This is a genomic window from Streptomyces sp. R818, assembly GCF_056172735.1.
Genome location: NZ_JAOCNE010000002.1, coordinates 205,566 through 223,191 on the forward strand (window position 1 = coordinate 205,566; position 17,626 = coordinate 223,191).

The 17,626-nt window shown below is 73.6% G+C and carries 19 protein-coding genes and 1 tRNA gene; 13 read left to right on the top strand and 7 right to left on the bottom strand.

Annotated features, from left to right (window positions below; translation table 11 throughout):
* Positions 1–5 precede the first annotated feature (5 nt).
* From N5I75_RS03680 to N5I75_RS03690, 3 genes are all read right to left on the bottom strand, one after another.
* Entirely contained in the window at positions 6–269 is a 264-nt protein-coding gene (locus N5I75_RS03680) for a GlsB/YeaQ/YmgE family stress response membrane protein (protein ID WP_476674216.1), read from the bottom strand.
* An 82-nt stretch (positions 270–351) separates the two neighbouring features.
* Entirely contained in the window at positions 352–1,293 is a 942-nt protein-coding gene (locus tag N5I75_RS03685) for a M48 family metalloprotease (protein WP_476674218.1), read from the bottom strand.
* Positions 1,290–1,661, bottom strand: coding sequence for a BlaI/MecI/CopY family transcriptional regulator (locus tag N5I75_RS03690; RefSeq protein WP_476674220.1), 372 nt, complete (start codon positions 1,659–1,661; stop codon positions 1,290–1,292). The genes N5I75_RS03685 and N5I75_RS03690 overlap by 4 nt, the downstream gene beginning before the upstream one ends.
* Before the next feature lie 142 nt (positions 1,662–1,803).
* On the opposite strand from N5I75_RS03690, the gene N5I75_RS03695 reads away from it, so the two are divergent.
* The 7 genes from N5I75_RS03695 (at position 1,804) to N5I75_RS03725 (ending at position 7,876) form a co-directional block, all read left to right on the top strand.
* Positions 1,804–2,454: a phosphatase PAP2 family protein gene (locus tag N5I75_RS03695; RefSeq protein WP_476674222.1), complete on the top strand. Its 651-nt coding sequence runs from the start codon at positions 1,804–1,806 to the stop codon at positions 2,452–2,454.
* Positions 2,451–3,521 carry a bile acid:sodium symporter family protein gene (locus N5I75_RS03700; RefSeq protein ID WP_476674224.1) on the top strand — a complete coding sequence of 357 codons (1,071 nt, stop codon included), beginning with the start codon at positions 2,451–2,453 and terminating at the stop codon, positions 3,519–3,521. The genes N5I75_RS03695 and N5I75_RS03700 overlap by 4 nt, the downstream gene beginning before the upstream one ends.
* 156 nt (positions 3,522–3,677) lie before the next feature.
* Positions 3,678–4,256 (top strand): DUF1062 domain-containing protein, encoded by a 579-nt coding sequence (locus tag N5I75_RS03705; protein WP_476674226.1) that lies wholly within the window; start codon positions 3,678–3,680, stop codon positions 4,254–4,256.
* Positions 4,257–4,349: 93 nt separating this feature from the next.
* Entirely contained in the window at positions 4,350–4,799 is a 450-nt protein-coding gene (locus tag N5I75_RS03710) for a helix-turn-helix domain-containing protein (protein ID WP_476674228.1), read from the top strand.
* 128 nt (positions 4,800–4,927) lie between these two features.
* Positions 4,928–5,431, top strand: a complete 504-nt coding sequence (locus N5I75_RS03715) for a nuclear transport factor 2 family protein (protein ID WP_476674230.1) — start codon at positions 4,928–4,930, stop codon at positions 5,429–5,431.
* Between the two features lie 36 nt (positions 5,432–5,467).
* Positions 5,468–5,539 (top strand) — tRNA-Pro (locus tag N5I75_RS03720).
* A 3-nt stretch (positions 5,540–5,542) separates the two neighbouring features.
* The gene (locus tag N5I75_RS03725; RefSeq protein ID WP_476674232.1) at positions 5,543–7,876 is read left to right on the top strand and encodes a hypothetical protein; all 2,334 of its coding nucleotides are present in this window, start codon (positions 5,543–5,545) and stop codon (positions 7,874–7,876) included.
* A 51-nt stretch (positions 7,877–7,927) separates the two neighbouring features.
* Here N5I75_RS03725 and N5I75_RS03730 read toward each other — a convergent pair whose 3' ends face one another.
* Positions 7,928–8,734, bottom strand: coding sequence for a bestrophin-like domain (locus tag N5I75_RS03730; protein WP_476674234.1), 807 nt, complete (start codon positions 8,732–8,734; stop codon positions 7,928–7,930).
* Positions 8,735–9,063: 329 nt separating this feature from the next.
* On the opposite strand from N5I75_RS03730, the gene N5I75_RS03735 reads away from it, so the two are divergent.
* Positions 9,064–9,990, top strand: coding sequence for an NADP-dependent oxidoreductase (locus N5I75_RS03735; protein ID WP_476674734.1), 927 nt, complete (start codon positions 9,064–9,066; stop codon positions 9,988–9,990).
* Between the two features lie 34 nt (positions 9,991–10,024).
* Here N5I75_RS03735 and N5I75_RS03740 read toward each other — a convergent pair whose 3' ends face one another.
* The gene (locus tag N5I75_RS03740; RefSeq protein WP_476674736.1) at positions 10,025–10,618 is read right to left on the bottom strand and encodes a DUF5701 family protein; all 594 of its coding nucleotides are present in this window, start codon (positions 10,616–10,618) and stop codon (positions 10,025–10,027) included.
* Between the two features lie 253 nt (positions 10,619–10,871).
* A complete protein-coding gene (locus N5I75_RS03745) occupies positions 10,872–11,321 on the bottom strand; it encodes an STAS domain-containing protein (RefSeq protein WP_476674236.1) in 450 nt (149 codons plus the stop codon).
* 435 nt (positions 11,322–11,756) lie between these two features.
* Between N5I75_RS03745 and N5I75_RS03750 the strand changes: the two genes are divergently transcribed.
* The 4 genes from N5I75_RS03750 to N5I75_RS03765 all read left to right on the top strand — a co-directional run bounded on the left by N5I75_RS03750 (position 11,757) and on the right by N5I75_RS03765 (position 15,151).
* Positions 11,757–12,320: a DUF488 domain-containing protein gene (locus tag N5I75_RS03750; protein ID WP_476674238.1), complete on the top strand. Its 564-nt coding sequence runs from the start codon at positions 11,757–11,759 to the stop codon at positions 12,318–12,320.
* A gap of 42 nt (positions 12,321–12,362) precedes the next feature.
* A complete protein-coding gene (locus N5I75_RS03755; RefSeq protein WP_476674240.1) occupies positions 12,363–13,421 on the top strand; it encodes a glucose 1-dehydrogenase in 1,059 nt (352 codons plus the stop codon).
* 17 nt (positions 13,422–13,438) lie between these two features.
* A complete protein-coding gene (locus tag N5I75_RS03760; RefSeq protein ID WP_476674242.1) occupies positions 13,439–13,648 on the top strand; it encodes a hypothetical protein in 210 nt (69 codons plus the stop codon).
* A 120-nt stretch (positions 13,649–13,768) separates the two neighbouring features.
* Positions 13,769–15,151 (top strand): mycothione reductase, encoded by a 1,383-nt coding sequence (locus tag N5I75_RS03765; protein WP_476674244.1) that lies wholly within the window; start codon positions 13,769–13,771, stop codon positions 15,149–15,151.
* A gap of 14 nt (positions 15,152–15,165) precedes the next feature.
* On the opposite strand, the gene N5I75_RS03770 is transcribed toward N5I75_RS03765, so the two are convergent.
* Positions 15,166–15,537, bottom strand: coding sequence for an ArsR/SmtB family transcription factor (locus tag N5I75_RS03770; RefSeq protein WP_476674245.1), 372 nt, complete (start codon positions 15,535–15,537; stop codon positions 15,166–15,168).
* 127 nt (positions 15,538–15,664) lie between these two features.
* On the opposite strand from N5I75_RS03770, the gene N5I75_RS03775 reads away from it, so the two are divergent.
* A complete protein-coding gene (locus tag N5I75_RS03775) occupies positions 15,665–17,626 on the top strand; it encodes a heavy metal translocating P-type ATPase (protein WP_476674247.1) in 1,962 nt (653 codons plus the stop codon).

Sequence of the window (17,626 nt, forward strand, 5' to 3'; positions counted from 1 at the left end):
CGTGCTCAGCGGCGGCCCTTGAGCTGTTCGACGCCCGCCACGCCGACGGCGGCGAGACCGATCTGGATGGCCAGTTCGATCCAGTCGATGCCGGCCGTGTCCGCGACCCCGAAGGCCCCGGCGAGAGCCGTGCCGACGAGCGCGGCGATGATGCCGACCGCGATCGTCCAGAGGATTCCGATGCGCTGACGGCCCGGCAGCACGAGGCGGCCCAGCAGCCCGATCACGATGCCGATCACGATCGCGGTGAGGATTCCGGAGATCTCCACAGCGCCCGCCTCCCTTCGGCTTCCCTGTGAAGCCGTCCGCGTACGAGTGCCCCGGCGCGGCGGGGCCACTCCGGTGGGCGGCTCAGCGGCCCGTCTCGCCCTGGGCGACCTCCACCGCGTGGTGGAAGGCGAGGGCGCCGTCGGCGCCGGTCGTGACGGACAGGAGCGCGCAGGCGGCGAGGGACGCGGCGAGCCAGGCCGCCGCGCGGGGGCGGGCGGCGGGGGCGGCGGGGGAGAGAAGCGCGGCGACCCGGTGCGGGACGGGTCCCGTGGCGGCCGCCGGGGCGAAGTCCGGCCGCGTGGACCGCCCGGCCCGGCCCGCGAGCGCGGCGCGGGCGATGGCCCGCGCGGTCAGGCGCCGGTCACCGGTGGCGCGGGCGGCGGCCTCGTCGGCGGCGCGTTCGACGGCGAGCCGCAGGGCGGTACGGGTCGTGCGCAGGGCGGGATGGCAGTGCGCGGCGAACTCGGCGGCGGCCAGGACGTAGTGGTGGCCGCCCTGGTTGTGGGCGCGTTCATGGGCGAGGAGGGCGTCGCGCTCGGCGGCGTCGAGGCTGCGCAGCATCGCGGTGGTCACGACGACCCGGTGCGGCCTGCCGGGCAGCGCGTAGGCGTCCGCGTGCGGCGACTCGATGACGCAGAGGTCGCCTGCGGCGGGCCGGTGGTCGGCCTGGCGGGTCGCCGTACGGAAGGCGCGCAGTTGGCGCACCGCCCAGCGGGTCAGGGTCCAGGCGCTGACGGTGAGCGCTCCGGTGGCCGCCGCCGCGAGGGGGAGGGTGAGCAGGCCGGACGGTGTGCTCAGGGGGTGCACGAGTTCGGCGAGCGAGGCGAGGCCGGGCAGGGTGAGCAGACCGGCGAGCACGAGAGTGCCGAGGGCGGTCACCGACGCCCCGGCGAGCGCCAGTGAGCTGACGGTGAGGACGTACACGGCCGGGACCGGGGCGAGGCGCCGTACGGCGCGGCGGGCCAGCGGTCCCGCCGCGAACGGCAGCAGCAGCGGCGCCGCGAGGAGCGCCAGGGGCGTCACGAGCCGTCGCCCTCCAGGAGCCGGCGCAGCACCTGCTCGTCGTCGGGGGAGAGCTGGTCGACGAAGCGGGCCAGGACCGACCGGCGGTCCTCGTCCCGGTCGAGCTCGGAGTGCATACGGCGCGCGGTCAGGCCGGGCGCGTCCTGCACGGGGAAGTACGCGTAGCCGCGGCCCTGGCGGTCGCGGCCGACGACGCCCTTCTCGTACAGGCGCGTGAGGATCGTCGTCACCGTGGTCCGCGCCAGGTCGCGGGCGAGACCCGCCTGCACCTGGCCCGGGGTGCGTGGTCCTTCGGCGGCCCACAGCGCGGCCATGACGGCCGCCTCCAGCTCGCCCGAAGGGCGGCGTTCGTCACCGGAAGTGGTCATGGGAACGTTCCTCACCCCGTTATCGTCTACAGTCATGTAGACCGTCTACAGCATTGTAGTCGGTTGCCGCGGGGTGTCACGGACCCGACCGGTCACGGACGCACACGAGGAACGGACGACCACGATGCGAGGGCCCACGGCGATGACCACAGCCATACATCACCTATCGTCGCAGCTCGCCGCCGCGGCGCCGGACATCCGTTCCCCCTACGTCGACGGACCTGCCTACGCGGACGTGGTGCGGCTCGCCGGGCGCGCGCCCGGCTGGCTGGACACGGCGGTCGCCGACTGGTCCGCGTACGGGCTGCTGCTCTTCGCCGCGCTCATGGCTTGGGGCTGGTGGCGGGCGCGCCGCACCGGCGCCGAGGCCGCGCTGCTCGCGCTCGCCGCGCCGGTCCTCGTCGTCGCCGCGTCCGGGGTGGACCTCGCGCTGAAGTCCGCGGTGCGCGAGAACCGCCCCTGCCGCACCCTCCACCTGGCCACCCTGGAGGCGTGCCCGGCGCCGGGGGACTGGTCCTTCCCCAGCAACCACGCCGCGATCGCGGCGGCGGCCGCGGTGGCCCTGTGGTGCGTCTCGCGCCGCCTCGGCGCCCTCGCCGTGCTCGCCGCCGCAGCGATGGCCGTCTCCCGGGTGTGGGTCGGCGCGCACTACCCGCACGACGTCCTCGCGGGGGCCGCGGTCGGCGCCCTGACCGCCCTCGCCGGAACCACCGTGCTGCGACGCCGCCCGTCCCTGGCCCGGGGCCTCGCCGCCACGCGGTTGCGGCCGCTGCTCCTCGCGGCGTCACCGTGAACCCGCCCGGCGGACGCGCCGTCCACCTCCTGCGCCGGCACCTGGGGTGGGCCGTCACCGCCGCCTACCTCGCCGCGCTGCTCGTGCCGGGGCCGGGCGAATGGCTGCGCCGCCCCCATGTGCTGCCCCTGGCCGCGGGGTGCGCGGTGCCGGTCCGCAGCAGCGCCTGGCTGCTCGCGCTGGTGCTGTTCTCGGCCGGACTCCAGGTGCATGTACGGACGTTGGGGCGGCTGTCGCGACGGCCCGGCATCCTGCTCACCGGGATCGGCCTGCACCTGGGCGCCCCGCTGCTGATCATCCCGCTCGTGGTGCTCGTGCTGCGCCGGTCGCCGGACGCCGACGGCGGCAGCGGACTGGTGACCGCGATGATCCTCGTCGTCGCGATGCCCGTCGCGGCGGGGGCCACCGTCTGGACCGGCAAGGGAGAGGGCGACCAGCCGACCATGGTCGCCCTGGTCCTGGCGTCCACTCTGCTCAGCCCGCTCACCGTCCCGCTGACCGTGGCGGCCCTGGCCCCGCTCCTCGCGGGCGGCTACGCGCACACCCTCGCCGCGGCCGGTGCGCGCCTGCACGGCGGGGCCACGCTCGGCGCGGTGGTGCTGCCGTGCGCGGCGGGCCTCCTGTGCCGGCTGCTGCTGCCGTCGCGCCGCACCGACCGGCTCTCCGGCGCCGTCGTCCCCGCCGCCCTCGTCGGCTCACTGCTGCTGACCTACGTGAACGCCAGCGGCGCGCTCGGCTCGTTCCTCGCCCGGCCGCGCCCTCTGCTGCTCCTCGCCGCGGTCGCCGTGGCCGCGCTGGTCTGCGCCTTCTCCTTCGCCCTCGGCCGCCTCGCCGCCCGCGCCCTGCGCCTGGACGCACCCGTGGCCTCCTCCCTCACCCTGGCCTGCGGCATGAACAACAGCAGCGCGAGCGCGGTCCTGCTCACCACCGCCCTGCCCGACAAGCCCCATCTGCTCATGCCGGTCCTGGCGTACGGCCTGATGCAGAAGACCGCCGCGAACCGTGTCGTACGCCCACGGGAGCGGGCCGGGGCCGGGCGCCCGAAAAACAGTGGAGCGCGCCACTGACGTCTGGCTACCGTGCTGCCGGACCACTCCCGCCGGACAAGGACGTGCCGTTGTACACCTCGTGAGACGCCCCGAACGCTGATCGGTCGCGCGCCGCGCCTGCGCGTCGCGCCGCTTTCCGCTGCGGTCTCCTCTCACCGAGAACGGTGTACCTCTGTGCTCACGACCTGGTGGGTCACACCCACCTGCCTGCCCGTCGTCCTCCGTCGCTGCCACACGTGTGCGTCGGTGTTGACACCCGTGTCCACACGCTTCCGGGCGGACGGCACGTTCCGTGTGAACGCCCACCACAAACGCATCGACGCCTGGCTCCTCGTCCGCTGCGCCGGGTGCGGCGAAACGGCCAAGCTGACGGTCCTCGAGCGGATGCCCGTGCGCTCCGTACGGCCCGCGCTCCTCGACCGCCTGCACGGCAACGACCCGCATCTGGCAGCGGAGTTGCTGCAGGACCCGGCCGTCCGGCACCGCAACCGCATCGCCCTCGACTGGGACGGGGCCTGGCGCCTCGACACCGGCGGGCCGGGTCACCGCCCGGCCGGTGAAGGGCATGCGCCCCTCGACGTCACCGTCCGCTTCGCGGCGCGCATACCCGTCCGGCCGATGCGCCTGATCGCCGAGGGCTGCGGCCTCCCGCGCGCCGAGATCGGACGGCTGATCGGCGAGGGCCGCCTCGTCTCCGCGATCCGCCTGGAGCGCAGACTGTCCGCCGACTTCACGTTCGCGCTCAAACGCTGAGCGCCTGTCCCTCCGTTCACGGCGTGCCCCTCGCACCCCTGTCTCGTTGGTCTGTGTGTCTGACACCTGTTCGATGAAGAGAAAGGCGACGCATTGACGCGTACGAGCAAGCAGGCCAAGAGGAGCAGCAAGAAGAGCAAGAAGAAGGGCCGCAGGCACCGGACGGTCAACCGGACGCCCCGCCCGGTGGGTTCCGCCCGCCCGGCGGACCGGTCCCGCCCGGACCTGGCCTCTCCCGCGGACGGCGAGCGCAGACAGGCCCCGGCCGTCCCGGCCCCCGCCACCGAGGCACAGCACGACGGTGAGCGGGGCCGGGCCGACGCCGAGGTGGTCGCCAAGCTCAACCGGACCACCCACACCACCTGGGCATGGCTGCGGGAGGCGGCGCCCGGGCGCGCCCGGACGGTGGAAGAGGTGAGCGAGGCGGTCGGCTTCACCCCGCGCACCGTCACCCGCCACCTCCAGACCCTGGCCACCCACGGCCTGGCGGACCAGGACGACGACGGGGCGTGGCGGGCCACGGCCCCGGCCCCCGTCCCCTAGCGGTCCCGAGGACACGTCCCCGGAGGGGCCGGGGCGGATCCCCCACGGAATCCGCCCCGGCCCCACCGCCGCAGGACGATGTCCGATTCCGGCCAGCGAGGCACGGCCGTGCCGTTCAGACTCACCGCATGCAGCCTCCTGACACGACAGACACGTCCGCCCGGCACGTCGGCACTGCGCAGACCGGGACCACGGACTCACGAACAGTCCTCACCGGCATGTACGCGGCCGAGTCCGCCTACCTGGCAGCCGGCGGGCCGGGCGAAGCGTCGTTCGAGACGCTCGCCCCCTTCTTCGCACCGGACGTCGTGCTCCACCAGGCCGACGCACTGCCCTACGCGGGCACATGGCGCGGGCGGGAGGGGATGGAGGACTTCTTCCGCGCGATGGCGGAGGTCTGGGAGAGGTTCGACATGGTGGGCCAGGAGTTTCTCGCGACCGGCCCGACTGCGGTGGTGCTCACCGAGGTCGGCGCACGGGCCCGGGCGACCGGCCGCGACATCCGCTTCCCGCTCCTGCAGACGATCACCGTTCGGGACGGGCGGATCGCCGAGGTGCGCCCGTTCTACTGGGACACGCACGCCATCGCCGAAGTGTGTGCCGGGTCCGCGTGGGCGCCGAAACTCCGTTGAGCGGCGTCGACACCCTCGCCTACGATCCCGGTTCGACGGCGTGTAGCTCAGCAGCAGAGCACCGGGCTCGGGACCCGGAGGGCGCAGGGGCGGCACCTGCCACGTCGGCTTATGAAAGATGACGCTGAGCAGCAGCACCCTGACCGGGTACCGGACGAGCCCGTCTCCGTCTCCACGGGGTACGCACGTGCCCAACTGGCCAAAGCCTTCGTCACCGCGCTGACCCACGAGGACGGCGCCGCCAGGGACCGTGCCGAAGGGCGTGTGCGGGACTGGCGCGCCGTGCTCTCCGGGATGGCCGCGGGCACCCTCCGCATCGGCTCGCGCACACCCGTGCGCGGGCTGCCCGCCTGGGCCACCCCGAAGGTGGTCCGGGGCGGCTTCGCCACCGGTGCCGCGAGCGGCGGCGGCGACCTGCTGCCGTACGAGACCGAGGCGGCCCGTGCCGCCGGTGTCCCCGCCGAACGGGGCGCCCTCTTCGCGTACAGCCTCACCGAACCGGGGCTCGCCCGCCTCGGCGCGCTGCTCGACTCCGGCCGCTACGAGGTGGCCGTCCCCGAGGAGGCCGTCCTGCTGACAGTGGCGTGGCTCGTGCGCGCGGGCGAGGTGGACGCGGCTGTCGAACTCGTCGGTGCCGTACGGCCGTACGCCGACCGGCTGCGCTTCCTGCCCCGGCCGTCGGCCACCCCGGCCCCCGACGCCCGCGCCGTCCACCGCCGCACCGTGGGCGACGCCGCGCACACCCTCGCCCGGCGTCGCCCCAACCAGGCGATAGAGACCCAGCGCGAGGCGCTCACCGTATGGCAGCCCTTCGGCGACGCACTGCTCGCCCTCTGGCTGGAGACGGCCGGGGCGGACGGCCGGGTCCTCGGCATCGAACCGGACCCGGCATGGCAGCGACGCGCCGCGCAACTGCTCGCCCGGTATGACGTGTTGGCGGAGGAGCACACCCTCTGCACCAAGCACCGCAACCCCAAGGGAAACCTCGGCATCCTGCGCGGCGCCCTGGAGGAGACCGTCGCAGGACGGGCCCTCGACGCGCGCCGGCTCGGCCTGCTGCGGCACGCTGTCACCTCCATGGTGCGCCGCCGCGGCCTGCCCGGCTCGGACCGGCTCCGCGCCCTGCGCGACGACCAGGCGGCCCAGGCGGCGCTCCCCTCGCACCACGCGTTCGCCCAGCTCCTGCTGCGCCGCCTCGCACCCCTGCCTCAGGAGGCGGGTACAGCCGACATCGCGCCGCTGACCGCTCCCGTCACCGGCGAGGAGAGCCGGGCGACCGGGCTGCCCGCGGGCGCGCCCGTCCCGCCCGTCCTGCGCCGCCCGGTGGAGACGGCACTGAGCGCGAGCGTCGACGTGCTCGTCGAGCGAGGCGTGGTGCCCTCCGCCGAGGTCCTCGCCGGACTCGTCCCGCAACTGGTCGCCGCCACGACCGCCGAGGCCTACCCCGACGACGCGCTGCGCACCCTGGTCGCGGCCAACTACCGGGCCTTCCGCGCCCGCCGCTCCCTGCTCCTGCTCAACCTGGAACGTCAGATACGCGTCGAAGAGCTGCCCTGGACACGGGTGCTGGCCCCGCTGCGGGACACCGGGGCGGTCGAGGGGACAGCGCACGAAGTGCTGCGTCAGGTGGGTGAGTTGGCGGTGACCGCGTTTCCCGGCACTCTCCTGCCCAACCCGCTCGTCCGGGAACTCTCCGTCCTCGCCGCGCAGGCGGAGCTGGGAGCACCTTTCGTCGAGGAGCTGGCCGCCGACATCTTCATGGGTACGTTCACACCCAAGTTCCTCAAGGCGGCCCGCGTCGCGGCCGAACTCCTCACCGGCACGCCGTACGAGCGCTACTACGGCATCGACTACGCGGCCGTCCGCAACCTGGCGATCGTCGAGACGAGCCGCGATCTGTCCCGCACCCGCCGCATCGCGACATCACCGGGCTTCGCCGAACTGTGCGCGACGCGGGCCGGGGTCGGCCGTGACGACTGGTCGGTCGCGGCCAACGGCAAGGTGATCGAGCAGGAGCAGATCCTCACCACGCACAATCTGGCCACCCTGGTCCACCGTGTCGGCATCGCGCCCGGCCCCGGTTGGGAGGATCTGGCCCGGCGCGCTTTCCGTACCGTGTGCCGGCTGGCGGCCCGGGTACAGGGCAATCCGCGTCCGCTCGCCACGGTCAAGGACGCGGCGTACGCGTGGCGCCAGATGCTCTTCTACGTCTCCCTCTGCCCGCCCGACGCCCAGCGCGCCTTCCTGGCCTGGACGGACGAGGAGGCGGCACGCCACCCGGACCATGTCGCCGCCCGGCTGGCCCCGGCCCGCGCGGGGCTGCGTCCAGCCCTCACCGACACCGGATTCTCCTTCACGCCGGACGGCAGGTCCGCGCACGCGCCCGACGCCCGGCGCTTCCTCGGCTGGACGACCGAGCGGCACTGGATGACCGAGGTGCACTGAAGCACCGAGGTGCACTGAAGCACCGAGGGGCGCCGGTGGACGGGCGCCGGGTCACGTGGTGGTGGTGCGGCGGTTGCCGGCGGCGTCGCACGGGAGGTCGGCGGCGGAGCCGTGGGCGCGGAAGTCGCGTTCGGCCTGCCGCTCCGTCTCGGTGATCGCGGTCGGGTCCACCGAGGTGATGCCGCCGAAGGGCCGGTCCACGTCCCGGATGATGCACAGCGCCGTCGTGAGGAGCGCCGTGATGACGGCGAGCGTGATGAGCTGGCCCCGGTTGTTCTTGCGGGGCAGGCAGACACCGAGCGCCATGACGGTGACGAGCAGCGTCGCGAGGAGGAACCAGAAGATGGCGCTCGGAATGCTGGCCGTCGCCTGCGTGAGCCGTTCGTCGCGCTCCTCGGAGCGCTTGTTGTCGGCGGCCGTCAGCATGCCGAACACCGGCTTGCCCTCCAGCTTCCCGAAGGTGCGCCGCAGGTCCGTCGACCAGACGCTCGGCGCGGCCGAACCGTGCCCGTCGGCCATCGCCGGCCACTCCTGCGCGCTCACGGCCCGCGCATAGCAGACCGCGTCGGCCTGCACCTTCGCCCGCTGCTCGGCGGGCGCGTACTCCGCGCTCTCGACGAGCTGGTCGACGGCGCGGGCCTCACCGCGCGAGGCGACCTCGGCCTTCCCGTACGAACCGGAGGCGGTGACCAGGACGAACGCGAGCAGCAGCACCGTCAGTGTCAGCATGGGCCCGACGAGGTCCTTCACCGCCATGCCCTCGTCGTCGTCGGCGCTGATCAGCCGGGGCCGCAGCCACCGGTTGGCGGCGAGCCCCGCGAGCAGCGCGAGCACGGCGACGACGATGACGACGACCACGGGGACACCTCCGGTGCGGGGACACCCCGAAACCCGGGGCGGGTCTGATGAAGGTGCCCGTGGCACATGCGGCTGCCACGGCGCGCGCCTCCCGTGCCTTCTAACGGGTTACGCCGCTTGCGCCACCGGCACCGGTGGCCCCGCCGACTGCCTGCGGCAAACATGGGTACCGGGAGTGTTTCCGTACATAGCGCGTACATAGCGCGTACATAGCGCGTACATAGCGCGTACGCAGCGAACGACCGCACACAGCGTCGTACACGACGACCGCACATGACGTCCGTCCGGAGTGAGACATGGGCAGCAACGACCAGAACGAGACGGCCACGATGAAGGCCATCACCTACGACAAGTACGGGGACAACGGCGTCCTGTCCCTGACCGAGCGCCCCGTGCCCAAGGTGGGTCCTGGCGAGGTCCTCGTACGGGTGCGGTACGCGGCCGTGAACCCGGTCGACTGGAAGGTGATGTCCGGCGGCCTCGACGCGATGATGGACACGTATTTTCCCGTGGTCCCGGGCTGGGACGTGTCAGGTGTCGTGGAACGTGTGGGCATCGACACCCCGGAGTTCACGGCGGGCGACGAGGTGTACGCGTACGCCCGCAAGGACTATGTGCACGGGGGAACGTTCGCCGAGTACGTGACGGTCCCCGCGCGGGCCGTGGTCGCGAAGCCGCGCTCCCTGAGCTGGGGCGAGGCGGCCGGGGTGCCGCTGGCGGGGCTGACCGCGTACCAGTCGCTGACCCGGCTCGGCACGAGCAGCGGTGAGACGGTGCTGATCCACAACGCGGCGGGCGGTGTCGGCACCTTCGGTGTGCAGATCGCCAAGGCGCTCGGCGCACGTGTCATCGCCACGGCCTCCGAGGGCAACCACGACCGGCTGCGCGAGCTCGGCGCCGAACCGGTCGCCTACGGGGACGGCGAGGTCGACCGGATCAAGGAGCTCGCACCCGACGGCGTCGACGTGGTCGTCGACTACGTGGGCGGCGTCCTGGACACCACGCGCGCGGTCCTGCGCGAGGGCGGCCGGCACGCCTCGATCGCCGACCCGGATGTCATCGGGGCGGGCGGCCAGTGGCTCTGGGCCCGCCCGGACGCCGAGGGTCTGCGCGCGCTGGCCGACCTCGCCGACCAGGGCAAGCTCCGGGTGCCCGTGGCCGAGACGTTCCCCCTGGAGCGCGTCGCGGACGCCTTCGAGCTCAGCCAGGGAGGACACGTCCACGGCAAGATCCTCATCCGGGTCTCGGACGAGTAGGACCCGCGAAGCGCTGACGGGGCCGCGTCGGCCGCTACCGCGCTCCGCGGCCCGTGGCGGAGCCGAACCCCAGCCACGTGTGCCGGTTGCCCCACCAGCACCAGCCGACCTTCGGCGCGCCGCGCCGCTCGCGGCCGTCCCGCCCCGTGCCGTTGCTGATCCAGATCGCCGGGGTGCGGGCGTCGTGGGAGCCGTTGGCCTTGCGGAGCCGGGAGCCGATCGTCATGAAGCACCGGTTCCGCTCGAGGGCCGCGGGCTCCTGCAGCACCCAGTGGATGCCCTCGGTGAGCAGCAGCGGCGTGCGGCCCTCCCCGGCGAGGGCGGGCAGCGCCTCCTCCGGGCTCCAGTTGGCCATGCGGTCGCCGCGGTCGACGCCCCTGACGAGGTAGAGCGGTGCGTCGGGCACCTCGACGCCGCAGGGAGCGAACGCGTCGACATCAGCCATGTCGACGACGACGAACCCGGGTTTCCCGTCGCGGCGGAGCAGCGGCGCGAGCGCGGAGGCGGGCGCGCGGTCCGGGTGGACGGCCAGCAGCACGTCCCCGTCCCCCGCATCCGCGCTCCCGGCGAAGGCGCGCATCTCGTCGGCGGTCAGCCCCGCGAGTGCGTGCACCCCCAGCTCGATCAGACGGTCCGCCTGGGCGGCGAGCGGCGGAAGAGAGGGAACGGTGGGGACGGGAACGGCGGCTCCGGGAACGGCGGCTTCGGGAACGGTGGGGGTGGGAACGGTGGCGGCGGGCGAGGTCTCGGGCAAGGCACTCCCTCGGGTCGTTCGCGGCGAGCAGCGGTCTGGAGAGCGGTCCGTCCAGAGAGACGGTCCGTCCGGAGAGACGGTTCTCGAACCCGAACGGGGCAACCCGGCCCGGTGTTCCCGATTCCGCTCAGTCCACCGATTCCGCCGGTCCCGCCGATCCCATCGGTCCCACCGCGAACCTGACCCCGTTGGCCGGATAGCGGTACGGGGGTGACGAGGCGGGGACGTCGCGCAGGGGGAGTTGGTCGCGGACGGCGCTGCGGGACAGCGCGGTCTCCACGCAGCGGCTGGGGTTGGCGAGGGTGAGGCTGCCACCCGCCTGGTGGAGGGCGTCGCGCATGCCCAGGAGCGTGTAGAAGGTGGCGTTGTCGCACCGGGTCACCGCGGACAGATCCATGAGCAGATGGCGGCTGCCCTCGGCCAGCACCTCCGACGTCGCGTCGCAGAGCGTGGGGATGCTGCCGGTGTCCAGCTCACCGGCCAGCGTGAACGCCATGAAGAAGCCGGGCGTGACGGGGGTGCGCCGCACCGCCATGCGCAGGTGCCGGCCGCACCGCCTGCCCGGATCGGCGACCACTCCGCCTCACGCCCGCGCGAGAATGCGCCGGGGTGGGACAGCGGCGGCGAGGTGGTGCGCCGGCGCGGCTTGTTCGAGATCGGTCTCGGATGTGCGCATGAGAGCCCCCAGGGGTGCAGCACCTGCATCGTCCCACCGAAGGGAACAAGCCATCCACCCGATGAAGCGACATCACTCTCCCTGGCACCTCCGTGCCCGAATCGTTATCTCGCCGCGGTTCCCGGAACGACGCGGAGGTCGCGTGCCTGTCGGCGTTCCGGGGGTACGGGTCCGCGGGATACCGTGCGCACGAGGTTGGGACCACAGCCTCGTGGTTTCCCGGGACTGCCTGTCAGTCCCGGGAAACCGCAAGCCGGCTCCGCGCCGGGTGCGCACGCCCCGTTCGTGTTCAACGATGGACGCGGCACGACGTGGCAGTGCGGAGGGATACGGCAGGTGAGCACGGGTACACCGGAAGACCTGGTGACGTTCGGACACAGCACAGCGGATGCCGAGGCCCTCGTCGAACTCCTTCGGGGCGCGGGGGTGCGCTCGGTGGTGGACGTGCGCATCGGTCCCGGCAGCCGCCGCAGCCCGCACCTGGCCCGGGACCGCCTCGCCGAGTGGCTGCCCGACGCGGGTGTCGGCTACCGCTGGGAGAGGGACCTGGGAGGTTTCCGCAAGGCGCCGCCCGACTCCCCGGACGTCATCTGGCGCAACGAGTCCTTCCGGGGTTACGCCGCCCATACCCGCGACCCCGGCTTCGTGGCCGCCATGGACCGGCTCCTCGCGGACGCCGCCGGTACGCGGACGGCCGTGATGTGCAGCGAGGCGGTCTGGTGGCGGTGCCACCGGCGGCTCATCGCCGACTTCGCCGTCGTGGCCCGCGACATCCCCGTCCACCACCTGATGCACGACGGTCGTCTGGTGGAGCACCCGCCGACACCGGGTGTGCGTCTGCGCCCGGACGGGCTGCTGGTCTACGACGACGTGCGAGCGGCCGGGGGAAAGGACACATGACGTTGGCCGGGGGAGAGGACACATGACGAAGAAGGAGCCCCGATGCGCGCGGTGACCGTCCGGCCGAACCGTCCGGACTCGCTGGAAGTCAGTGAGGTGCCCGAGCCGGTCCCCGGCGACGACGAACTGCTCGTCGACGGGCTCGCCGTCGGCGTCTGCGGCACCGACAAGGAGATCGTCGCGGGCGACTACGGCTGGGCGCCCGCCGGCGAGGACCGGCTCGTCATCGGCCACGAGTCCCTCGGCCGGGTGCGCCGCGCCCCCGAGGGGAGCGGGTTCAGCGCCGGTGACCTGGTCGTCGGCGTGGTGCGGCGGCCCGACCCCGAGCCGTGCCCGGCGTGCGCGCACGGCGAGTTCGACATGTGCCGCAACGGCGGCTACACCGAGCGCGGCATCAAGGAGCGGGACGGCTACGCCTCCCAGGTGTGGACGGTCGAGCGCGACTACGCCGTGAAACTCGACCCCGGGCTCGACCGCGTAGGGGTGCTGATGGAGCCCACGACCGTGGTCGCCAAGGCGTGGGAGCAGGTGGAACGGGTCGGGGCGCGCGCCTGGTTCGAGCCGCGGCGCGTCCTGGTGACCGGCGCGGGACCCATCGGGCTCCTCGCCGCGCTGCTCGGCACGGAGCGCGGCCTCGACGTGCACGTGCTCGACCAGGTCGACAGCGGCCCCAAGCCCGCCCTGGTCGGCGACCTCGGGGCGAAGTACCACAGCGACGGCATCGAGCGGGCCGTCGAAGCGGTCCGGCCCGACATCATCGTCGAGGCCACCGGCGCCAGCCACATCGTCTTCGAGGCCATCGCGGGCACCGCCGCCTTCGGCGTCGTCTGCCTCACCGGGGTCTCCCCGAAGGGCCGCCGGATCACCGTGGACGCGGGCGCCCTCAACCGCGAACTCGTCCTGGAGAACGACGCGGTCGTCGGCTCGGTCAACGCCAACCTGCGCCACTACCGGCAGGCCGCCGACGCCCTCGCCCGCGCCGACCGCGGCTGGCTGGAACGGATGATCACCCGGCGGGTCCCGCTGGAACGCGCGGCGGAGGCCTTCACCGCGCAGGACGATGACATCAAGGTCGTCATCACCCTGGACGAGCACGCGTAGCGAAGGAGCGGAAGACGATGGAGCACCACATCATCGCCGAGCGGACCGAACCGGGCGGCGGCAGCCTCAAGGAGTGGCACATGGTCCGCGCCGGTGAGACGTCCGCGATGTGCGGCCGGAAGATCGATCTTGGGGAGACGACACTGCCTCCCGAGGCGTGGGGCACGGACGAGGCGAAGCCGTTCTGCCATTCCTGCGGCGCGCTGTTCCTGCGCGAGTCCCCGTGACCGGCCGAGCGCCCCGTGACCGGCCGAGCCCTCCGTGACCGGCCGAGCCCCCCCGTGAGCGGCGCGCGTCCTGTGCGCCGCGGGCGGTATGAATCGTCCGGCGCGGGCTACTGATGCGTTATGGCACATCATGATCTGGTCGTGATCGGTACGGGCTCAGGGAACTCCGTCATCGACGACCGCTTCGCGCATCTGGACGTGGCGATCGTCTCCGAGGGCCCCTTCGGCGGCACCTGTCTGAACGCGGGCTGCATCCCCAGCAAGATGCTGTCCGTCACGGCCGACGTCGCCGACGCGGTCCGGGACAGCGAGCGGCACAACGTGACGGCCGCGCTCCAGGACCTCTCCTGGCCGGGGGTGCAGAAGCGGGTGTTCGGCAGGCTCGACGCGCAGGCCGCGGAGGGCGAACAGGGCAGGCGCGACACCTCGTGGGTGACGGTCTACCGGGGCCGGGCGCGCTTCACCGGCGACCGCGAACTCCTCGTCACCACGGAGTCCGGCGAGGAACGGGTGAGCGCCGACCGGTTCCTGGTGGCGGGCGGCGGCCGTCCGGTCGTGCCGCCGCCGGTCGAGGAGTCCGGGCTGCCCTACGAGACGTCCGACACCGTGATGCGGATGCCGTCCGTGCCGGGACGCCTCGTAGTGGTGGGCGGCGGATACATCGCCGCCGAGCTGGCACACGTGTTCCACACGGCGGGTGCCGAGGTCACGGTCGTGGAGAAGAGCGACCGGCTGCTCTCCGGCGAACAGGACGAAGAGGTCTCCCAGGCGTACACGGACCACGCGCGGACCCGCTGGGACCTGAGGTTCGGCCGTGAGGTGACCGGTCTGGAGGGCAGCCCCGGCGATCTGACCGTGCTCCTCGACGACGGCACGCGCCTGCCCGCCGACACCCTGCTCGTCGCGGTGGGGCGCCGCTCCAACACGGACTCGCTCCATGTCGAGGAGGCGGGTATCGCCTGCGACGACAAGGGTTTCATCAAGGTCGACACCCAACTGCGCACCAGCGTCGACGGGGTGTGGGCACTCGGGGACATCACCGACGGCGGCCCGCCGCTCAAACATGTCGCCAACCGCCAGGCGGAGGTGGCCGCCCACAACCTCCTCCACCCGGACCGGCCGCGCGAGATGTCCTACGACGCCGTCCCCTCTGCCGTCTTCGCGCGCCCGCAGATCGGGCAGGTCGGCACCACGGAGCAGGACGCGCGGGAGCAAGGGCTCGACTACGTGGTCGGCCGCTGCGCCTACGAGGACGTGGCCTACGGGTGGGCCCTGGAGGACACCGAGGGTTTCTGCAAGGTGCTCGTCGACCGGAACACGGGGCTGATCCTCGGCGCACACGTGCTCGGGCCTCAGGCGGCCACGCTCATCCAGCCGCTGGTGCTCGCCATGACCCACGGCATCTCCGCGCACGACGTGGCCGAGGGCCCGCTGTGGATCCACCCGGCGCTGACGGAGGTCGTCGAGAACGCGCTGCGCGACGCCCTCGACCGCCTGCGGTAAGGGCGTCACCGGCGTCACTCGCCAGCCGCTCCGGGCGTGTCACGGATGCCCATGCGCAGGTGCTCCACGTGGTAGAGCGCCTGGTCGAGGAGTTCGGCGACGTGGTTGTCGTACAGGGCGTAGATGATCGAGCGCCCGTGCCGCTCACCGGTGACGAGGCCGAGGTTGCGCAGCAGGCGCAGCTGGTGGGAGCAGGCCGAGGCCTCCATGTCGACGGCCTCGGCCAGTTCGCCGACCGAGCACGACCCTTCCTGGAGGCGGGCCAGGATCCGCAGCCGTGACGGGGTGGCGAGGGCCTGGAGGGTGGCGGCGACGTCGGCGGTGCCGACGGCGTCGAGGCGCTCGCGCGTGGTGGCGCTGCTTGCGGTGTCCGTTCCGTGGCCCATGGAGGCATCATACCGGCAACATGTGAAGACCTGTTCAGGTGTTCCTGTATGGTGAGCGCGTCGGCCGGTCGCCACCCGGCCGACGCCCGTCCTCCCCCGACCCGTACCCGCGAAGGGTTGCTCCGCCATGCCTTCTGTCCTCGATCAGCGGCCCGCACCGGCCGCCGCGGGGCCGCACCCCACGGCCCCGCGCCGCCGCACCCGTGCCCTGGCGCTGCCCGAGGCGCGATGGGCCCTGGCCGCCCTGATCCTGTTCCTGCTCGCCCTCGCCCTCGACCTCCTCGGCGCCCCGGCCTGGACCTGGGGCCCGCTGTACGCGGCCGTCTACGTCACCGGTGGCTGGGAGCCCGGCTGGGAGGGGCTGAAGGCCCTCAAGGACAGAACTCTGGACGTCGATCTGCTGATGGTCGTCGCGGCGCTCGGCGCCGCCGCGATCGGGCAGGTCCTCGACGGCGCCCTCCTCATCGTCATCTTCGCCACCTCCGGCGCCCTGGAGGCGCTGGCGACCGCCCGGACCGCCGACTCGGTGCGCGGACTGCTCGACCTCGCCCCGACCGCCGCCACCCGCCTGCTTCCGGGCGGCGGCGAGGAGAGCGTGCCCACCGACGCGCTGGCCGTCGGCGACACGGTCCTGGTCCGCCCCGGCGAGCGGATCGGCGCGGACGGCCGCGTCCTCGACGGCACCAGCGACGTCGACCAGGCGACCATCACCGGCGAGCCGCTGCCCGTGGCCAAGCGGGCGGGCGACGAGGTGTTCGCGGGCACCGTCAATGGCACCGGCGCCCTGCGGATCCGCGTCGAGCGCGACCCGGCGGACTCGGTGATCGCCCGCATCGTGAAGATGGTCGAGGAGGCCTCGGAGACGAAGGCGCCGACGCAGCTCTTCATCGAGAAGGTCGAGCAGCGCTACTCGCTCGGCATGGTCGTCGCCACCCTCGCCGTCTTCGGCATCCCGCTGGCCGTCGGCGCCGACCTCCAGTCGGCGCTGCTCCGGGCCATGACGTTCATGATCGTCGCCTCGCCGTGCGCGGTGGTCCTCTCCACCATGCCGCCGCTGCTCTCCGCGATCGCCAACGCGGGGCGCCACGGTGTCCTCGCCAAGTCCGCCGTGGTGATGGAGCGCCTCGGCGCGGTCGACACCGTCGCGCTCGACAAGACCGGCACCCTCACCGAGGGCACCCCGCACGTCACCGACGTCCGCCCGCTGCCCGGCTCCGGGCTGACCGAGGACGGACTCCTCACGCTCGCCGCCGCGGCCGAGCACCCCAGTGAGCACCCGCTGGCCCGCGCCGTCGTCCGGGCCGCCCGCGAGCGCGGACTGACGCTCGCCGAGGCGGAGGGCTTCGCCTCCGCGCCCGGCAAGGGCGTCACCGCCGTCGTCGACGGACACACGGTCGAGGTGGGCTCCCCGGCGCGCCTCGCCCCGGACCTCACCGGCGCCGTCGAGGACCTGGAGGAAGCGGGCCGTACGGTGATCCTCGTCGTCCGGGACGGAGCGGCGGCCGGGCTCCTGGGCATCGCCGACCGGCTGCGCCCCGACGCCGCCGCCACCGTCGCCGCGCTCACCGCGCTGACCGGGCGGGCACCGGCCCTGCTGACCGGTGACAACGAACGCGCCGCGCGCCACCTTGCCGCCGAGGTCGGCATCACCGACGTACGGGCCGGGCTGCTGCCGCAGGACAAGGTCGCGGCGGTCCGCGCGTGGGAGGCCGAGGGGCGCCGGGTGCTCGTCGTCGGCGACGGGGTCAACGACGCCCCGGCGCTCGCGGCCGCGCACACCGGGATCGCGATGGGCAAGGCCGGTTCCGACCTCGCCCTGGAGACGGCCGACGCCGTCGTCGTACGCGACGAACTGGCGACGATCCCCGCCGTCGTCACCCTCGCCCGCACGGCGCGCCGCCTGGTCGTGCAGAACCTCGTCGTGGCGGGGGTGTTCATCACCGTCCTGGTGGCCTGGGACCTGATCGGCACACTGCCGCTGCCCCTCGGCGTCGCCGGGCACGAGGGCTCCACCGTCCTCGTCGGCCTCAACGGGCTGCGCCTCCTGCGCGACGCCGCCTGGACCGGGTCGCGGGGCGGGCGGGCATGA